Here is a 16,211-nt window from a genome sequence, read left to right on the forward strand (position 1 = left end):
AAAAGCGCGACCGTCTTGCTGCCTATGACGCCTTTACTTCGACGCTTTTACTTCGACGCCCACGCGGTGAAACGCTGCTCGAGTTCGTCGCCGTGATCGGTCCAGAACGCCATGTCCTGCAGCACCGCGTTCTTCGCGTTATCCGGCGAATTCGGCATGTCGGCCTTGGTCTTCGCGTCCAGCGCGGAGATCGCGGCCTTGTTCACCGGGCCGTACGCGATGTTCTTCGCATAGACTTCCTGCGGCTTCTGCGACACCGAATACGCGATGAACTGCTGCGCGACGTCCTTGTTCGGCGAGCCCTTCGGAATCGCCCAGTAGTCGAGATCGTAGATGCTGCCGTTCCACACGACCTTCAGGTTCTTGCCTTCCTTGCGCGCCGCGTCGATGCGGCCGTTATACGCGGTGGACATCACGACATCGCCCGCGACGAGGAACTGCGGCGGCTGTGCGCCGGCCTCCCACCACTGAATGTTCGGCTTGAGTTCGTCGAGTTTCTTGAACGCGCGATCCGCGCCGGCCTTCGTGCCGAGCACCTTGTAGACGTCCTTTGGCGCGACGCCGTCGGCCATCAGCGCGAATTCGAGGTTGTAGCGCGCGCCCTTGCGCATGCCGCGCTTGCCGGGGAATTTCTTCGTGTCCCAGAAGTCCGCCCAGCCTGCCGGCGCGGACTTCAGCTTGTCGCCGTTGTAGGCGAGCGCCGTCGACCACACGAAGAAGCCGACACCGCAGGTCTGCGGCGATTCGGGCACGAGGTCCGACTTCTTGCCGATCTTCGACCAGTCGAGCTTTTCATAGAGACCTTCGTCGCAGCCGCGGCCGAGATCGCCCGATTCGACTTCGACCACGTCCCAGTTCACGTGCTTCGCTTCGACCATCGCCTTGACCTTGGCCTGCTCGCCGTTGTATTCGACGGCCGTGACCTTGTTCTTGGACGATTGCTCGAACGGCTGATTGAACGCGACCTTCTGCGCGTCGCCATTCGCGCCGCCGAAATTGACGACGGTGATTTCCGCCGCCCCCGACGCCGCCGACACGCACGCGAGCGCAGCCGCCATGGAACACAGTGCGAACTTCTTCATGATGGTTTCCTCTCTTCTTCGACTTGGTTTTGTCAGTGGACCTACGTGGGAAGCGCGACGCCCGATCGAGACTCAGGCGAACACACGCAAATGCTCGGGCGCGAATTCGAGCGCGATGGGCGAGCCGGGCGTGAAGCCGTCGAGCGCCGCGGTGCCGAGCGGCACCTTGACGAAGCATTCGTCCTGCTCGCGCACGCCGCAGCGCATGCGGACGTGATCGCCGAAATAGATGAGGCTCTTCGCTTCGCCCGCGAGCGCGTTGATGTTGCCGTTCGCGTGGCCGTTGCCCTGCGTGAGCTTCATGCGCTCCGGACGGATACACGCGATGGCCGGCGCACCCGGTTTCGCATTCGCGACGTTGAGACCGGACAGACGCGTGCCGTCGGCGAGACGGAGGTCGCAGAAGTCGCCCTGAATCTGTTCGATGGTGCCGCGCAGCCGGTTGCTGTCGCCGATGAAGTTCGCGACGAACTCGTTGCAGGGCGCTTCATACAGATGATCGACGGTGTCGAGCTGCTGCACGATGCCCTTGTCGAACACCGCGACGCGGTCGGACATCGTGAGCGCTTCGCCCTGATCGTGCGTGACATAGACGAAGGTGACGCCGAGCTTCTCGTGCAGCGCCTTGAGTTCGATTTGCATGTGCTCGCGCAACTGCTTGTCGAGCGCGCCGAGCGGCTCGTCCATCAGCACGAGCTTGGGCTCGAACACGAGCGCGCGCGCCAGCGCGATACGCTGCTGCTGGCCGCCGGAAAGCTGCGCCGGATAACGCTTCGCGAAGCTTTCCATGCGCACCATCTTGAGCGCGTTGTTCACGCGATGCGCGCGCTCTTCGGCGGACATCTTGCGCACCGTCAGCGGATATTCGACGTTCTGCTGCACCGACAGATGCGGAAAGAGCGCGTAGTTCTGAAACACCATGCCGATGTCGCGCTTGTGCGGCGGCACCTTGTTGAGCAGCTTGCCGTCGAGCCAGATCTCGCCGCCGGTGGGGAACTCGAAGCCCGCGAGCATCATGAGGCAGGTGGTCTTGCCGGAGCCGGACGGCCCGAGCAGCGTGAGGAATTCGCCCTGATAGATATCGAGATCGAGCGACTTGACGACGAGCGTTTCACCGTCGTAGGTCTTTCGCACGCCGCGAAAGCTGACGATCACCTGATCGGATTTCATCTTCCGTGTCTCCTTCGGAAAACCCTGATACTTCCGACCGCCTTCGACGCCCGGAAATTATTTCCACTACTTGCGATAACTATAGCCCGTTACGGTTCTACAATGGGGAGCCATTTCAATATTCAAAATAGAGCCACTTAGGCGTTTCGGACAAGTGGTTCCAGGCGGTGACGAATTCATGGATACCATCATCCTGGCCGACTGGCTAAGCGCGCGGCTCGACCGCTCCGCCGCCGAGCCGATGTACCGGCAAGTGCTCGAACTCATGCAGCAGGCCATCCTGACGGGCCAGCTCGCGCCCGGCACGAAGCTGCCGAGTTCGCGCACGCTCGCGATCGATCTCGGCATCGCCCGCAATACCGTGCTGCATGTGTACGACCAGCTCACGGCCGAAGGCTACGTCACGTCGACGACCGGTAGCGGCACCTATGTCGCCGACACCGCGCCGCGCGATGGCGTCGCGGGCAAGGCGAGACAGGCGGAGGAGGCGAAGGCGCCGTGCACGATCTCGCGTCGCGGCGAGCGTCTGATCGCGCAGGCAGGCGTGTCGCCGAAGCAGTGGGGCGCGTTCATGCCCGGCGTGCCCGACGTCGCGGAATTTCCGGCGCGGACATGGAGCCGCTTGCAGGCGCGTTTGTGGAAGCGCGCGAGCCCCGAACTGCTCACGTATGCGCCGGGCGGCGGCTATCGGCCGCTGCGGCGTGCGCTGTCGGATTATTTGCGCGTCGCGCGCTCGGTGAAGTGTCAGCCGGACCAGATCATCATCACGACGGGCATTCATCAGTCCATCGATCTCGCCGTGCGCCTGCTCACCGATTTCGGCGATCGCGCGTGGGTCGAGGAACCGTGCTACTGGGGCGTGCGCAGCGTGCTGCAGTCATCGGGACTGACGCTCGTGCCGATTCCCGTCGACGAGGAAGGGCTCAACCCCACCGCGCGCGACATGGCGGACCCGCCGCGCATCGCGCTCGTGACGCCGTCGCATCAATATCCGCTCGGCATGGTGATGAGTCTCGCGCGACGCCGCGCGCTGTTGGAGTTCGCGCGTCAGCACAAGGTGTGGATCATCGAGGACGATTACGACAGCGAGTTCCGCTATGGCAGCCGCCCGTTGTCATCGCTACAGGGACTCGACGACGCAGGACAGGTCATCTATGTCGGCAGTCTCGGCAAGATGCTCTATCCCGGCTTGCGCATGGGGTATATGGTCGTGCCGGACAACCTCGTCGATTCCTTTCGTACCGGCGTGGCCGAACTCTATCGCGAGGGTCAATTGATGCAGCAGGCCGTGCTCACTGAGTTCATTCTCGATGGCCATCTGACGTCACATGTGCGCCGTATGCGTGGCCTGTACGGCGAGCGACGCGAGTTGCTGATCAACGCGATCCGCGAACGCTTCGGCGAAACGCTTTCCGTGCGGGGCGATGAAGCCGGCCTGCATTTCGTGCTCGATTTACCCGATTCGGCGGATGACCGAATGATCGCCGCCAGCGCGCTATCCGCCGGCGTGGTGACGCGTCCGCTCGACAACTATTATCTGAACCGGCTCGCGGCGCGAAAGGGCTTGATGCTCGGTTACGCGTGCGTGCCGAACGATCAGATCGCGCCTCACTTCGCGCGGCTCGCGGACGTGGTTGAACAGGCGATATCGCCGGGTTCATCGAAGCGGGCTGTCACATCAATCGAAAGCGCATCGATCAAATAGCGCGCCGGTTATTGGGCGCTCCGTTGCGCCGCCGCGATCGCCCGCACCACGCGCGCCAGCGCCTTCAATGCATCCGCGGGCGACTCCGCGAATTGCGCGGCAACGATCGCCCCGTCCACCGCCAGTGCGAGCGCTTGCGCATCCGCTTTCGCCGTGCGCGAACCCGGCATCAGCGTGCGGATCGCCGCGGTCATGTCACGCTTGTGACGCCGCGAGATATCGACCGCCTGCGGCAACGTCGCCCCGACTTCGACGACCGAATTGATGAACGCACAGCCGCGATAAGCCTCGTTGCCGAACCATTCGGCCAGCGCGGGCACAAGCGCGCTGAGCGTGCCGCCGTGCCGCGCGAGCGCATCGCGGAACCATGCCATCCAGTTATCGTGACGAAAATCCAGGAACGCGACGATCAGATCGTCCTTGCTCGGAAAGTAGCGATAGAACGTTTTCTTCGCGACGCCCGATTCGGCGATCACGCGATCGACGCCCGTCGCGCGAATACCGTCGCGATAGAAGAGATCGTGCGCGGTATGCAGGATGCGCGCGTCGGGCGCGAGTTCGGAAACATCGATGGAGACGGCAGAAGTATTCATGCAATCGATTGTAGACAGGTTCGTCTACCTGCGCTAGAGTGCGTCGAGTAGACAGACCTGTCTACTCATCTCATCGCTTGATAAACGAGGACTCGCCATGGAATCCAAGCCGCCATTTCCGCCGTTCGATGAAGAATCCGCCAAGCTCAAAGTCCGTCTCGCCGAAGATGCGTGGAATACGCGCGAGCCCGAGCGCGTGTCGCTCGCTTATAGCGTGGATACGCGCTGGCGCAATCGAGCGGAATTCGCGAACGGGCGCGAGGAAGTGGTCGCGTTCCTGCGGCGCAAATGGGCGCGCGAACTCGACTATCGGCTGATCAAGGAGCTATGGGCGTACAAGGGCAATCGCATCGCGGTGCGTTTTGCCTACGAATGGCATGACGATGCGAACAACTGGTATCGCAGTTTCGGCAATGAGAACTGGGAATTCAACGAGGCGGGTCTGATGACGCACCGTCACGCGTCGATCAACGATCTGCCGATCAAGGAAGCGGATCGCAAATATCACTGGCCGCTAGGTCGCCGGCCCGACGATCATCCGAGCCTGAGCGACCTGGGCTTCTGACGGTTTCAGCAGAAAGTCAGCAGAAAGCGCGACGCTTATTTCTTGATCCGGCGCACGGCATCCGCCGCCGCGCCGAGCTTCGCCTGCATCTTTCCCGCCATTTTTTCGGCGGTGCCGCGCATTTGCGTCCCGCGGTTTCCTGTGGCCTTGCCGACGGCTTCGCGGACGATGCCCTTCATCTGGCGAGCCGTGCCTTCGATGCGGTTCTTATCCATCATGTCCTCCGACGTTTCGCGAGGCATGAGCCTCATCGGAGACTTCGCATCGAACGTGCCCGGCCGGCTCGCTACATGTCGCGGCGGCGGCGGAAGGCCCACCATCCGGCGAGCACGGTGAAGGTCGCGACGATCACGACCAGCAGCCAGAAACCATGATGATTTTCCGCAAGCGGAATGCCGCCCACGTTCATGCCGAAGAAGCCCGCGACGATGTTGATCGGCAGCGCGAGCACGGTGACGAGCGTCAGCGTGAAGAGGGTGCGGTTGCTTTGCTCGTCCATGCGCGTCGCGACTTCTTCCTGCAAAAGCTTGATCCTTTCGACGAGTCCGGCGAGATCGTTGAGCACGAGCGAGAACTCTTCGGTCGCGTCGCGTAAATCCTGAATGTCCTGCGAATGAAGCCAGCGCGGCGGCCGCGCGAGCAGACGGAACACGGAACCCGGCTCGGGAGCGAGCAGACGCTGCAGCCTCACGAGTACGCGCCGCAAGCCGCCGAGATCGGTGCGGGTCGCGGCGCCGCGCATCGAAAGAAAGCGATCCTCGATGCCGTCGACCTCGACGCTCGTGCGCCGCACGATATGCACGAGCAGATCCGCCTGATCGCGCAGCATGTGGGCGAGCAGTTCGGCGGGCGAGCGGAAGATTTCGCCACGCCTGACCGACTCGCGCAGCGAATCGACCGAACGCAAGGGCTTGAGCCGCGCCGTGACGAGCAGCTTCTGATGCGTATAGACCCACAGCGTCGCGATTTCGGAGGGCGTCAGCTCGAAGTTGAACATCACATCGTTGATGACCGCGAAGAGCGCGCCTTCCTGATGCTCGATGCGCGTCGAGTGCGAGCCTTCGTTGAGCGTCTCGAAGAATGCGTCGGGCAGGCCGAGGCGTCCGCGCATCCAGCGCTCGCAGGCGCTGTTCGCGAGATCGAAGTGCAGCCAGACGAACTCGCGGGTCGTGTCGTCGCGGGCGAGCCATTCGCTCGCGGCTTCGGCATCGATCGGCTCGCCGGGGTGATCGACATGAAATCGGAAGCCGCAGACGAGGCCGGAAAAGTCGGAACCGTAGGGCGGTCTTTGCAGGGTAGCGGGATTCATGCGGGCATTCGGTTGCATTCTGGGGATGTCGGCGCGTCTGCCGGGGATGCGGACCTCGACGTTTCAGGCACGCACGCCGCCACGCGCTAGTGTGCCATCGGTCGCGCCCCGAATCGCGATCGTAACGCGCAAACGCAAGTGAAACGATCGCCACCGGCGCGCCGGTCTGTGCAAATATGACTGTCATATTGTCGGCGTATCATCGCGCCACGCAAGACGGGCGCACGCGCGGCGCCACGCATCGAGTCGGCCGCCCGCGCGGCGTCGCGTGCCAACCTGGGGAGAAGGCAGTGGAAGACCGTGACGATCTGGACGGGACGACGACGCAAACCACGGCGGGCGGCCTCGTCCGACTCGCGTCGTTGATCGCGGGGCTCGCGCGCGAGGGCGTGCTCGATACCCGCTTCGGCGCGAAGCTCATGAAGCGGCTCGACAAGGAAGCGCGGCGCGTAACCGGGCCCGGCGCAACGCCGCTGGACGAGGCGGAGCAGGCGGCGCTTTTCGGCGCCCTCGGCGAAGTCGATCTCGCGTTGCGCCAGTGCGACGCGGCATCGCTCGTCGAAGCGAACGCGCGGCTGCGTGAAGATGAAGGGGCATCGGGAAAGCGTCGCAAAGGCAAAAAAGAGGCCGACGCCTGATTTGGGCGGATCGCGGGCGCAAGAAATGCTGCAATGCCGGTATGTGCTTTAGGTAAGTGCCCATGCCAGTCTCCCTGCATTCCCCACATTGCTCCCTCTAGACGGACCGCAGCGTCGACGTCGACCGCGATCCGTGGCGCATCCTCGTCGTCGACGACAACGCCTACAGCGCCGAAGCGCTGTCGGCCGCGCTCGAATCGGACGGTTTCGACACCCGTTTCGCGCTATCCGGCGTCGATGCGCTTCATGCGGTCGACGGCTGGGTGCCGCACATCGTCATCCTCGATATCACGATGCCGGAGCACGACGGCTACGCGACCGCGCGCGTGCTTCGCCGAGTCGCCCGCACGCGCGATGCGGTGATCATCGCGTTTACGGCGCTGGGCGAAGAAACCGTGCGAACCGAAGGCATGCACTCCGGATTCGACGGTTACTGCCAAAAGGGCAATCCGCCCGCCGCGCTCGTTCGCCTGATCGGGCGACTCGTTCACTGAACGAGCGCGCATCGCACGGTCGTTCTCCAAATAATTGTTCCGTCCCTGCCAAACGACGCGCGACGTCGAATTGCGCTGCAGCACGCCCAATCCCTTGTCAGACGGTCGTCCACGGGAAATCCGCACGCTCGTGCAGCCAGCGATTGTTGGCGCACAGCGAAAACTGAATTGAAATTTATGGAGATAAAAAAGCGATAGTAGGGGTATACACTGCGCTTCATCGACGTAGCAGACAGTTTCTCGCAAGACCGCTGCGGCGCTTTCTGACTGAACGTCAACCGTCTTTGGAGCTCACCATGAAACGCAATCTCATCGCTACCCTTTTGATCGCCGCTACCGCCACGCTCGCCGCACCCGCTTTCGCAAGCGGCTACGGCCCGGCTCCGTTCTACCGTCCGGCAGTTGGCGCGCCGACGTCGCAACAAGGCCCGAGCGCACAAGCGATCGCCGCTGAAGAAAACGCCAACGGCACGAACACGACCGCTTTCGGCGGCTCGCGTGACACGCTGGCTCAATCGGGCAACCGTGCGGCGCAATCGAGCAACAACCCGCAATCGGTCTTCTTCGGTCACTAATCGAAGCGGCTGGCCCGGCTCATCCGCCGGGCGTATCGGCTGAAGGACTGCTCCGGCGCCCGCTGACACAGACTCAAAAGGTTTGTGTTCAGCGGGCGCCGATCGTTTTTCAGGCCGCGTGCGCGAGCGCGCCGCGCATCACGTTGGCCAGTTCCGACGCCTCGAACTTCGACACATACGCATTCGCGCCGACCTTGCGCACATGCTGCTCGTTCGCTGATCCCGACAGCGACGAGTGAATCACCACCGGAATGTGCATCAGCCCCGTTTCCGCCTTGATGCGGCGCGTGAGCGTGAAACCGTCCATCTCCGGCATTTCCAGATCGGTAAGCACGAGCGCGATGTGATCCGCGACCTCGGTGCCTTCCTTCTGCGCTTTCCTGAGCGCGGCTTCCAGCACGTCCCACGCTTCCTGGCCCGTCTTGGTCATCACGAAGGGCACGCCCATCGCGGTGAGACTTTGCTCGATGAGCGCCCGCGCGACGCCCGAGTCGTCCGCTGCGAGCACGCGCGCGCCCGGCTTGAGAATGAGCCGCCCGGTGTTCGCCTCGGTGATATCGGTTTCCTGTGACGGCAGCACGTCACGCACGATGCGCTCGACATCGAGCACCTGCGCGAGCCGCGAGCCATCGACGTTGCCGTCCAGCCGCGCGAAACTCGTCACCGTCTTGCCGCCCGAGTGCGATTCCGCCGACAACACCTGATTCCATTCGAGCCGCACGATATCGTCGACTTCCTCGACCGCGAAACCTTGCGTCGTGCGCGCGAATTCGGTGACGAGCAGGATTTTCGGCCCGTTCTTCGGCCGGCAGCCGGTGATGCGCGCGAGATCGATCACGGGGATGATCTGTCCGCGGATATCCGCGACGCCGAGAATCTCCTCGCTCGATCCGGCCACGGCCGTGATCGTCGGCATCGCGAGAATCTCGCGCACCTTGAATACGTTGATGCCGTAAAGCTCCCGCTGTTCCGAGCCCGGCGCCTCGCCGAGCCTGAACAGAAGCAATTCGAACATGTTGCTGCCCGCGAGCCGCACGCGCTGCTCGATATCCTGTTGTGAACTGCTCACCTCGTTCTCCCTCTAAGCGGTGCATCGCGCCGCGTTGCCGTCGTGTATGTGCCTGTTAGCGGCATCCGACGACGAAACTGAAGCCGAAACAGAACGCGCGCAGAATGAATGTCGCGCGTCCGACGAGGCGCGAATCGCGGCTATACTTTTTGAATGGTCGGGTTAATGCCTATGAAGGCAATGGTGCGCGAGGCTTTACGCTCCACACAGGCGCAAGACAAACCCGTCGCCCAGGCGCAACAACGTTCCCCGCTCATAACGGAGGCGCTCGATGGCAACAGTCGCACAGGTTCTGAATTCGAAACCCGAACAGACGGTCTATACGATTGCCGCAACGGCGTCGGTCTTCGATGCGATCAAGATGATGGCCGACAAGCATATCGGCGCGGTGATCGTCACGGAGGGCGATGAAATCGTCGGCATCATGACCGAGCGCGACTATGCGCGCAAAGTCGTCCTGATGGACCGCGCGTCGAAGCAGACGCCCGTGCGCGACATCATGACGTCGCACGTGCGCTACGTGCGCCCCGATCAGACCACCGACGACTGCATGGCGCTCATGACCGACAAGCGCATGCGCCATCTGCCGGTGATCGACAACGGCAAGCTCGTCGGCATGATCTCCATCGGCGATCTGGTGAAGAACATCATCTCCGAGCAGCAGTTCACCATTCAGCAACTCGAGTACTACATTCGCGGCGAGCATACGTAAGCGTGCGCGGTCCGGCTGTAAGCATTTCGTTATAATCGGCAGGCTCCGCGCGCGAGTGCGGAGTCAGGCTCGCCGTGCGCTTCTCGCGCGGATAACGAAGGAGCGCCGCCGATGACCCCGACAGCCGCATCCGCCGAAAGAGAGAAGACGCTCGCCCTCGACGCGCCGTTCTTCATCGTGATGAACGCGGGTTCGGGCCGCCGTCAGGCCGACGCGACGCGCACCGTGCTGGAGCGCGAGCTCGGCGCGGCGGGGCGGCGCTTCGAATTGCGCGTCGTCGACGATCCGCGCCGCCTCGCGAGAATCGCGCGTGAAACCGCGGCGGCGGCGTGCGCGCAGGAGGGCGTGCTCGTCGGCGCGGGCGGCGACGGCACGCTGTGCACGGTCGCGCATGCGGCGTACGACGCCGGTTGCCCGTTCGCGGTGCTGCCGCGCGGCACGTTCAACTACTTCAGCCGCGACCACGGCATTCCCGCCGACCTCGAACAATCCACCCAGCTCCTGCTCGATGCGCGCGCCTATCCGGTGCAGGTCGGCTTCGTCAACGGGCGCATGTTTCTCGTCAACGCGAGTCTCGGCCTCTATCCGCGGCTGCTCGAAGATCGCGAAATCTACAAGCGGCAATTCGGCCGCAGCCGCCTGGTCGCGCTGTGGTCGGCGCTTTTCACGATGCTAAAGCCGCATCGGCATTTGCGTTTGCATATCGATCACGAAGGCAGCACCACGGAGATTCGCTCATCGACGCTCTTCGTCGGCAACAACCGGCTGCAGATGGAGCAGATCGGCATGCCGAACGAAGCGCGCGCGCTGGAACAGGGCTTGCTCGTCGCGATTGCGCCGCGCCCGGTGGGGCGGCTCATGCATCTGTGGCTGTCGTTGCATGGCGCGGCGGGGCGTCTGTCGGATTCGGATCACGTCGTGAGCTTCACGTTCGAGCGCATCACGGTGACGCATCCTTCGAAGCGGCGCAGAGCGATCAAGATCGCGACGGATGGCGAGATCACGAAGCTGCGCATGCCGCTGGAATTCCACGTGTCCGACAAGCCGCTCTTTCTGCTCAAGCCCGAACCGGCGGTGGCCGAAGCGAATCGCTCATGACCTTGCTGTTGCAGATTTCCGATACGCATTTCGGCACCGAGCGGCCGCAGGTCGTCGCGGCGCTGCTGCGTCTCGCTGATGCTTTGTCGCCCGATCTGGTCGTGCTCTCGGGCGATATCACGCAGCGCGCGCGCAGGCAGCAGTTCGCCGCGGCGCGTGCGTTCGTCGATGCGCTCGGCGCGACGCCGGCGCTCGTCGTTCCCGGCAATCACGACATTCCACTTTTCAATCCGCTCGCGCGGCTCTGTTATCCGTACGCGAATCATCAGCGCGTGTTCGGCGCCGATCTCGAACCGGGCTTCGAATCGCCCGAACTGCTCGTGCTGGGCGTGAACACGACGCGCGCTTACCGTCACAAGAACGGCGAAGTGTCGATGCGGCAGGTCAGACGCGTCGCCGCGCGCCTGGAGGCGGCGAGCGCGGCGCAGTTGCGCGTCGTGGTCACGCATCAGCCGGTGGCCGTCACGCGCGCGCAGGACGAAAAGAATCTGCTGCACGGACGCGAGCGCGCGGTGCAGCGCTGGGCGCGCGCGGGCGCGGACCTGATTCTCGGCGGGCATATCCATCTGCCTTACGTGCTGCCGCTGCACGATACCTTCGCGGGTCTGTCGCGGCGCGTGTGGGCGGTGCAGGCGGGCACGGCGCTGTCGCGGCGCACGCGCGGCACCATCGACAATTCGGTGAACGTGATTCGCCACGACGCGCAAGCGTGCGACGGCGGCGCGCGGCAGACCACGGTCGAGCGCTGGGATTACTCGGAGACGGGCGAAGCGTTCGAGATGATCGCGCGCCACGGACTCGCGCTCGACGGCGCGAAGCCGGTGGCCGCGCTCACGTTGCCCGGATGACGAGCTCCGCGAAGCCTGTCGCGGCGTCGTGCTCGCGCGTGTAGCGTTCGCCCGGCAGATTCGCGACGACGATTTCCGCCGTCGTGCGCACGATGCATCCCGGCGTGACGTGGCCGCCGGACACGCGGCCGTCGGCGTCGGATACGCTCATGTGCAGGTGCGGACCTTGCGCGGACAACGTACCGGCGAGCGTGAGGATTTCGAGGTCGCCGCGCAGTTCGGACACTTCATCGCGGCCCGCGTGACGTAGCCGGGCGACGCTGAGGCTGCCGATTCCCTGCAGCACGAAGGCCGCCGAAAGCCCGTGCGTGCGGAATGCGTGATCGAGCGCGGCGCGCAGGTCGTCGCCGGGTGACAGACGAAGGGTCATCGCATGCATGAATGAAAGGCTCCGGGCGGATCGCACTCAAGACTACACGCTCGCGGATCGTGATGGCATCATGAGCGCGACCCGAAGTGGCTATATCTTTCCATGGAGGCGCCATGAGTTTCGAACTGACGATGCTGGCCTGGACGCTCGTGCTCGCGCTGGTGCAAGTGTTGCTCCCGGCTGTGGTGCGCAATCGCGAAGTCGGCCTCAGATACCAGGCCGGCCCGCGCGATGCCGCGACGCCGCCGCCCGGCAGGCTGTCGGGTAGGCTGATGCGCGCGCAATCGAATCTGTTCGAGACGTTGCCGATTTTCGCCATCGCGGTGCTGATGGTGCACGTGACGGGGCGCGAGAATGCGCTCACGCATTACGGCGCGCTGGCGTATTTCGTCGCGCGCCTGGTTTATGTTCCGCTCTACGTGTCGGGCGTGCCGTTCGTGCGCTCGCTGGTGTGGCTGGTGTCGGTCGTCGGCATCGTGCAGATACTCGTTCCCATCATCTGACGAGAGGAGTGAAGGGCAATGACCGATCAACCTTCGACCATCGAGATCGAAACCGCGCCGAATCCCGAATTCGCCGTCATTCTGATGCATGGCCTGGGCGCCGATGCCAACGACTTCGTGCCGCTCGTGCCCGAATTGCGTCTCGCCGATGCGCCCGCCATCCGCTTCGTGTTTCCGAACGCGCCTGAGATTGCTGTCACCGCTAACAACGGGTATGTGATGCGCGCGTGGTACGACATCCTGTCGTTCGAGGGCATCAATCGTCGCGTGGACGAGGCGGGGATCGTGAAGTCGGTGGAGCGGGTTCGGGCGCTCGTCGCGGAGCAGAACGCGCGGGGCATTCCGAGCGAGCGCATTTTCATCGCGGGGTTTTCGCAAGGGGGCGCGATGACCTATCAGGCGGGCTTGACGCATCCCGAGAAGCTCGCGGGGCTGATCGTGCTGTCGGGCTATATTCCGTCGGAAGGGTTGATCGATGAATCGTTCAGCGACGCGAATCGCTCGATTCCGATCTTCGCCGCGCATGGGAGTTTCGATGATGTGCTCAATGTGAGTCTTGGCGAGCAGGCTTGTGAATTTGCGCGGGCGCAAGGGTGTGACGTGGAATGGCACGCGTATCCGATGCCGCATTCGGTTTGTATGGAGGAGGTTGAGGCTTTGCGGGGGTGGTTGGGGGCTAGGTTGGTGGGGTAGGTTTTTTTCGCCGGATCCCATTTTCGTGTCGGTCTATTAGCACTGCCCCTCCCCGGGGCGGGGGTCACTTTCTTTGCTGCTGCAAAGAAAGTAACCAAAGAAAGCAGCTTCTCACCGCCCGCGGTCACACGCAGTTTGGCCATGCTTGCCAGCCCGCAGTGGCCCTCGCCTAAGTGTCGCCCCCAAAGGACTTACCGGGCTTGGCTCGCGCACGGTCTGACGCCCGAGACGATTCAGCGCGCTGGTTCAGCACGAAAGAGCATCGGCAAAGCGCTACGCGCTGCCGCTGGGTATGCGGGGGAAACCATCGAAGAAGCGCCGGCAAACCCGATTGACCCATCGGCCGCGAAGCGGGCCGGAGCTTTTTGGTGCTGAACCAATTTGCTATGTGGTGCGATGTGTCAGACCGTGCGCGGTCCAAGCCCCGCGAGACCTTCGAGGGCACTCGCTACTGCCGGGCCATTCAGCCAATCGTCTGTGCCGCGGCCGGTGTGAAGTGCTTAGGCTGGGGATAGCTGTTTCTTTGGTTACTTTCTTTGCAGCAGCAAAGAAAGTGACTGCCGCCCCACATAGGGGCAGTGCTAATAAACCAACACGATTACGGGATCCGGCGAAAAAAAACCGCGATCCTCATCAAGCAGTCACAACACATTCCCCAGCAATCAAAGCAAGCATCCCGCGCCGCAGCTCCGCCGGGCTAACCGGCTTAGAGAGCACATCCTGCTCACAGGCAAGCGGCACAATACTCGCCGCCGGCTCCCCCGTCACGACAAGACACGGACAAGCCCGCCCCAGCCGCGCCGCTCCAAGCATCGCCACTTCACGAGCAGTCTTGGCATCACGCAGCCGGAAATCCGTGATGATGAGATCGGGAAAGCGCTCGATATCGCCCAGGATCGACTGAAACTCCTCGAAGCTCGCAGCGGAGTCATAAAGCACGCCCCATTGCGAAAGCAGCGCCTCGGTGGACGCACGCACGAGGCCGTCGTCTTCCACGAGCAACACATAGCGCCCCTTGAGCTGCGCCATATCGGCCGCTTCGGAGCGCGCCGGCGCGCGTGCTGATGGCTTGTCGGGCGACGGCCCGCACAGCGGCATTTCGAGCGAGAAGCGCGAGCCGCGCCCTTCGGTGGACTTCAGTTCGATGCGATGCTGGTCGAGCATCGACATCACCGCGTTGACGATCGACAGTCCGAGCCCCAGCCCCTTGTCGCGATCCTGCTCGGGATTGTCGACCTGAAAGAACGGCTGGAAGATCGCGTCGAAGTAATCGGCCGGAATGCCGATGCCGTTGTCCAGCACGTCGATGCGCGCGCGCGTCGCGGAGCGCACCACGCCGACGATCACCGTCGGCTTCGACGATTTGTTCTGGTCCGCATACTTGATGCCGTTCGACACGAGATTCGCGACCGCTCGCCCGAGCCAGTGCGCGTCGCTGCGCACGCAAACCACGTCTTCCTTCGGCAGCCGCAAACGCAATTCGACGCCCCGGCTCATCGCGAATGGACGCAACTGCTCGGCGGCTTCCTCGACGATCTGCCGCACATCGAAGACGTGATAGCGCGGCACCACGCGGCCCGATTCCAGCCGCGACAGATCCAGCACCGCGTTCAGCAGCCGCGCAAGGATCACGGACGAGCGCCCGCATTCGTTGATGAGCCGCTCGGCCTGATCGAATTCGCCGTTGCGGATGGCCTCGGCGGCCGCCTGCAGAAAAAGGTTGAGCGCGTGCATCGGCTGGCGCAGGTCGTGGGTCGCGGCGGCGAGGAAGTTGGACTTCTCGCGGCTCGCCGTCTGCGCGGCGATCATCTGCTGTTCGCGCAGCGCGAGCAGCGCGTTCGTCTTGTTCTCCTGATCCTTCTTCGATACTTCGAGCTCGCGGTTCTTGCGGCCGAGCGAAACATTGGCGGCGCGCAATTCGTCATTGAGCGACGCGAGCGCACGTTCCGAGCTATAGCGCTCGCGCGACACGCGTTCCGCATGAGTGCAGACGCCGTGCCCCACGACCACGACGTTGAACATATAGAACAGCCCGGCGAAGAAATCCTCGGGGTTGAGCAGATGAATGGTGATCTGCAGGACGACGATCGACGCCAGCGTGATGATCCCGGCGGTCAGCGCGACGCGCGAGCGCAGATAGAAAAAGCTGAACTGGAAGAACAGCGCGAGACACAGGCCGATGAAGTGCTGCGTGTAGTTGTAGGGCGCGGGCGTGATCGCCACCATCGCGAGGATCAGGCACAGGAGCCCGTAAATGCCCGTGAGAATGATGCGCTGCGAGCTCGCGTGCGAGCGGAACGCCGGCCGCAGCACCAGAACGCCGACGAAGAACAGCAGCGCGATGCCCGCGAAGCGCAGCGCGAGGATATCGGGCAGACGCGAAGCGAGCGCCTGGTTGCCGCGCGCGAAGCTGAAGTCCCACCAGAGAAAGCACGTCCAGATGGCGAGCGCAAGCAGCGTCGATGCGCGCCGGAACGCGCAGAAGCGCTGGCTGTGGTCTTCGAGAAACTGCGCCTCCAGCGCGGGATCGGAAAACGGCGCCGGTATCGACAGATTGCGCACCAGGCTCGCGCCGGCTTCACGGGCTGCCGCGAGAAGAATTCCTGGATTGCGCACGCCGGCGGCGCGCTGCGGTACGGCCATCTTCGTGCTCGCTTACGGAATCGGGATATCTACTTTAGGCCAATGCGGTCATACAAATACGCCTTTTTTTAGCAATCAGCCGTTATATCCGGAAATTATTGCGTCTTTATTAGGGCGATGGGAGCAAGGCGGAGGGAGGAAGGA

18 protein-coding genes are annotated in these 16,211 nt (G+C 63.4%); 10 read left to right on the forward strand and 8 right to left on the reverse strand.

All coding sequences use genetic code 11. The annotated features are described in order from the left end of the window. Window positions 1-47: 47 nt before the first annotated feature. On the reverse strand, window positions 48-1,082 hold the full coding sequence (locus QCE73_RS28560; RefSeq protein ID WP_035501580.1) for an ABC transporter substrate-binding protein: 1,035 nt from the start codon (window positions 1,080-1,082) through the stop codon (window positions 48-50). A 72-nt stretch (window positions 1,083-1,154) separates the two neighbouring features. Next, on the reverse strand, window positions 1,155-2,252 hold the full coding sequence (locus QCE73_RS28565; protein WP_309884577.1) for an ABC transporter ATP-binding protein: 1,098 nt from the start codon (window positions 2,250-2,252) through the stop codon (window positions 1,155-1,157). 178 nt (window positions 2,253-2,430) lie between these two features. Between QCE73_RS28565 and QCE73_RS28570 the strand changes: the two genes are divergently transcribed. Further along, entirely contained in the window at window positions 2,431-3,957 is a 1,527-nt protein-coding gene (locus QCE73_RS28570) for a PLP-dependent aminotransferase family protein (RefSeq protein ID WP_309884578.1), read from the forward strand. Window positions 3,958-3,965: 8 nt separating this feature from the next. On the opposite strand, the gene QCE73_RS28575 is transcribed toward QCE73_RS28570, so the two are convergent. Continuing rightward, window positions 3,966-4,550, reverse strand: coding sequence for a TetR/AcrR family transcriptional regulator (locus QCE73_RS28575; protein ID WP_309884579.1), 585 nt, complete (start codon window positions 4,548-4,550; stop codon window positions 3,966-3,968). Window positions 4,551-4,647: 97 nt separating this feature from the next. Here QCE73_RS28575 and QCE73_RS28580 point away from each other — a divergent pair, with 97 nt between their 5' ends. Continuing rightward, window positions 4,648-5,115 (forward strand): nuclear transport factor 2 family protein, encoded by a 468-nt coding sequence (locus QCE73_RS28580; RefSeq protein WP_309884580.1) that lies wholly within the window; start codon window positions 4,648-4,650, stop codon window positions 5,113-5,115. A gap of 35 nt (window positions 5,116-5,150) precedes the next feature. Here the strand turns inward: QCE73_RS28580 and QCE73_RS28585 are convergent, their stop codons facing one another. Next, the gene (locus tag QCE73_RS28585; protein ID WP_404989820.1) at window positions 5,151-5,333 is read right to left on the reverse strand and encodes a CsbD family protein; all 183 of its coding nucleotides are present in this window, start codon (window positions 5,331-5,333) and stop codon (window positions 5,151-5,153) included. A gap of 68 nt (window positions 5,334-5,401) precedes the next feature. After that, entirely contained in the window at window positions 5,402-6,424 is a 1,023-nt protein-coding gene (locus QCE73_RS28590; protein WP_035501584.1) for a transporter, read from the reverse strand. A 290-nt stretch (window positions 6,425-6,714) separates the two neighbouring features. On the opposite strand from QCE73_RS28590, the gene QCE73_RS28595 reads away from it, so the two are divergent. The 3 genes from QCE73_RS28595 to QCE73_RS28605 all read left to right on the forward strand — a co-directional run bounded on the left by QCE73_RS28595 (window position 6,715) and on the right by QCE73_RS28605 (window position 8,131). Then, window positions 6,715-7,062, forward strand: a complete 348-nt coding sequence (locus tag QCE73_RS28595; RefSeq protein ID WP_035501623.1) for a hypothetical protein — start codon at window positions 6,715-6,717, stop codon at window positions 7,060-7,062. A 179-nt stretch (window positions 7,063-7,241) separates the two neighbouring features. Next, window positions 7,242-7,556: a response regulator gene (locus QCE73_RS28600; protein ID WP_309885273.1), complete on the forward strand. Its 315-nt coding sequence runs from the start codon at window positions 7,242-7,244 to the stop codon at window positions 7,554-7,556. Window positions 7,557-7,852: 296 nt separating this feature from the next. Then, window positions 7,853-8,131, forward strand: coding sequence for a hypothetical protein (locus QCE73_RS28605; RefSeq protein ID WP_035501587.1), 279 nt, complete (start codon window positions 7,853-7,855; stop codon window positions 8,129-8,131). Between the two features lie 109 nt (window positions 8,132-8,240). Here QCE73_RS28605 and QCE73_RS28610 read toward each other — a convergent pair whose 3' ends face one another. After that, window positions 8,241-9,200 carry a chemotaxis protein gene (locus QCE73_RS28610; protein WP_309884581.1) on the reverse strand — a complete coding sequence of 320 codons (960 nt, stop codon included), beginning with the start codon at window positions 9,198-9,200 and terminating at the stop codon, window positions 8,241-8,243. Window positions 9,201-9,471: 271 nt separating this feature from the next. On the opposite strand from QCE73_RS28610, the gene QCE73_RS28615 reads away from it, so the two are divergent. The 3 genes from QCE73_RS28615 (at window position 9,472) to QCE73_RS28625 (ending at window position 11,858) form a co-directional block, all read left to right on the forward strand. Then, window positions 9,472-9,912: a CBS domain-containing protein gene (locus QCE73_RS28615; protein ID WP_035501590.1), complete on the forward strand. Its 441-nt coding sequence runs from the start codon at window positions 9,472-9,474 to the stop codon at window positions 9,910-9,912. Between the two features lie 111 nt (window positions 9,913-10,023). Then, window positions 10,024-11,010 (forward strand): diacylglycerol kinase family protein, encoded by a 987-nt coding sequence (locus QCE73_RS28620; protein ID WP_309884582.1) that lies wholly within the window; start codon window positions 10,024-10,026, stop codon window positions 11,008-11,010. After that, window positions 11,007-11,858 carry a metallophosphoesterase gene (locus QCE73_RS28625; RefSeq protein ID WP_309884583.1) on the forward strand — a complete coding sequence of 284 codons (852 nt, stop codon included), beginning with the start codon at window positions 11,007-11,009 and terminating at the stop codon, window positions 11,856-11,858. The genes QCE73_RS28620 and QCE73_RS28625 overlap by 4 nt, the downstream gene beginning before the upstream one ends. Here QCE73_RS28625 and QCE73_RS28630 read toward each other — a convergent pair. Then, the gene (locus QCE73_RS28630; protein ID WP_309884584.1) at window positions 11,842-12,237 is read right to left on the reverse strand and encodes a DNA-binding protein; all 396 of its coding nucleotides are present in this window, start codon (window positions 12,235-12,237) and stop codon (window positions 11,842-11,844) included. The two genes, QCE73_RS28625 and QCE73_RS28630, sit on opposite strands and share 17 nt — an antisense overlap. 104 nt (window positions 12,238-12,341) lie before the next feature. On the opposite strand from QCE73_RS28630, the gene QCE73_RS28635 reads away from it, so the two are divergent. Both QCE73_RS28635 and QCE73_RS28640 read left to right on the forward strand, forming a co-directional pair. Continuing rightward, window positions 12,342-12,731 carry an MAPEG family protein gene (locus tag QCE73_RS28635; RefSeq protein WP_309884585.1) on the forward strand — a complete coding sequence of 130 codons (390 nt, stop codon included), beginning with the start codon at window positions 12,342-12,344 and terminating at the stop codon, window positions 12,729-12,731. Between the two features lie 18 nt (window positions 12,732-12,749). Next, window positions 12,750-13,424, forward strand: coding sequence for an alpha/beta hydrolase (locus QCE73_RS28640; protein ID WP_309884586.1), 675 nt, complete (start codon window positions 12,750-12,752; stop codon window positions 13,422-13,424). A gap of 633 nt (window positions 13,425-14,057) precedes the next feature. Here QCE73_RS28640 and QCE73_RS28645 read toward each other — a convergent pair. Next, a complete protein-coding gene (locus tag QCE73_RS28645) occupies window positions 14,058-16,067 on the reverse strand; it encodes a hybrid sensor histidine kinase/response regulator (protein WP_035511651.1) in 2,010 nt (669 codons plus the stop codon). Between the last annotated feature and the right edge of the window lie 144 nt (window positions 16,068-16,211).

Source organism: Caballeronia sp. LZ029, assembly GCF_031451275.1.
GTDB lineage: Bacteria > Pseudomonadota > Gammaproteobacteria > Burkholderiales > Burkholderiaceae > Caballeronia > Caballeronia jiangsuensis.

Bases quoted from the DNA above. Each gene is read 5' to 3' on its own strand.
- QCE73_RS28630 (WP_309884584.1), bottom strand. From the start codon at position 12,237: ATGCATGCGATGACCCTTCGTCTGTCACCCGGCGACGACCTGCGCGCC.
- QCE73_RS28620 (WP_309884582.1), top strand. From the start codon at position 10,024: ATGACCCCGACAGCCGCATCCGCCGAAAGAGAGAAGACGCTCGCCCTC.
- QCE73_RS28580 (WP_309884580.1), top strand. From the start codon at position 4,648: ATGGAATCCAAGCCGCCATTTCCGCCGTTCGATGAAGAATCCGCCAAG.
- QCE73_RS28590 (WP_035501584.1), bottom strand. From the start codon at position 6,424: ATGAATCCCGCTACCCTGCAAAGACCGCCCTACGGTTCCGACTTTTCC.
- QCE73_RS28585 (WP_404989820.1), bottom strand. From the start codon at position 5,333: ATGATGGATAAGAACCGCATCGAAGGCACGGCTCGCCAGATGAAGGGC.
- QCE73_RS28615 (WP_035501590.1), top strand. From the start codon at position 9,472: ATGGCAACAGTCGCACAGGTTCTGAATTCGAAACCCGAACAGACGGTC.
- QCE73_RS28605 (WP_035501587.1), top strand. From the start codon at position 7,853: ATGAAACGCAATCTCATCGCTACCCTTTTGATCGCCGCTACCGCCACG.
- QCE73_RS28565 (WP_309884577.1), bottom strand. From the start codon at position 2,252: ATGAAATCCGATCAGGTGATCGTCAGCTTTCGCGGCGTGCGAAAGACC.
- QCE73_RS28575 (WP_309884579.1), bottom strand. From the start codon at position 4,550: ATGAATACTTCTGCCGTCTCCATCGATGTTTCCGAACTCGCGCCCGAC.
- QCE73_RS28560 (WP_035501580.1), bottom strand. From the start codon at position 1,082: ATGAAGAAGTTCGCACTGTGTTCCATGGCGGCTGCGCTCGCGTGCGTG.
- QCE73_RS28625 (WP_309884583.1), top strand. From the start codon at position 11,007: ATGACCTTGCTGTTGCAGATTTCCGATACGCATTTCGGCACCGAGCGG.
- QCE73_RS28635 (WP_309884585.1), top strand. From the start codon at position 12,342: ATGAGTTTCGAACTGACGATGCTGGCCTGGACGCTCGTGCTCGCGCTG.
- QCE73_RS28645 (WP_035511651.1), bottom strand. From the start codon at position 16,067: ATGGCCGTACCGCAGCGCGCCGCCGGCGTGCGCAATCCAGGAATTCTT.
- QCE73_RS28640 (WP_309884586.1), top strand. From the start codon at position 12,750: ATGACCGATCAACCTTCGACCATCGAGATCGAAACCGCGCCGAATCCC.
- QCE73_RS28570 (WP_309884578.1), top strand. From the start codon at position 2,431: ATGGATACCATCATCCTGGCCGACTGGCTAAGCGCGCGGCTCGACCGC.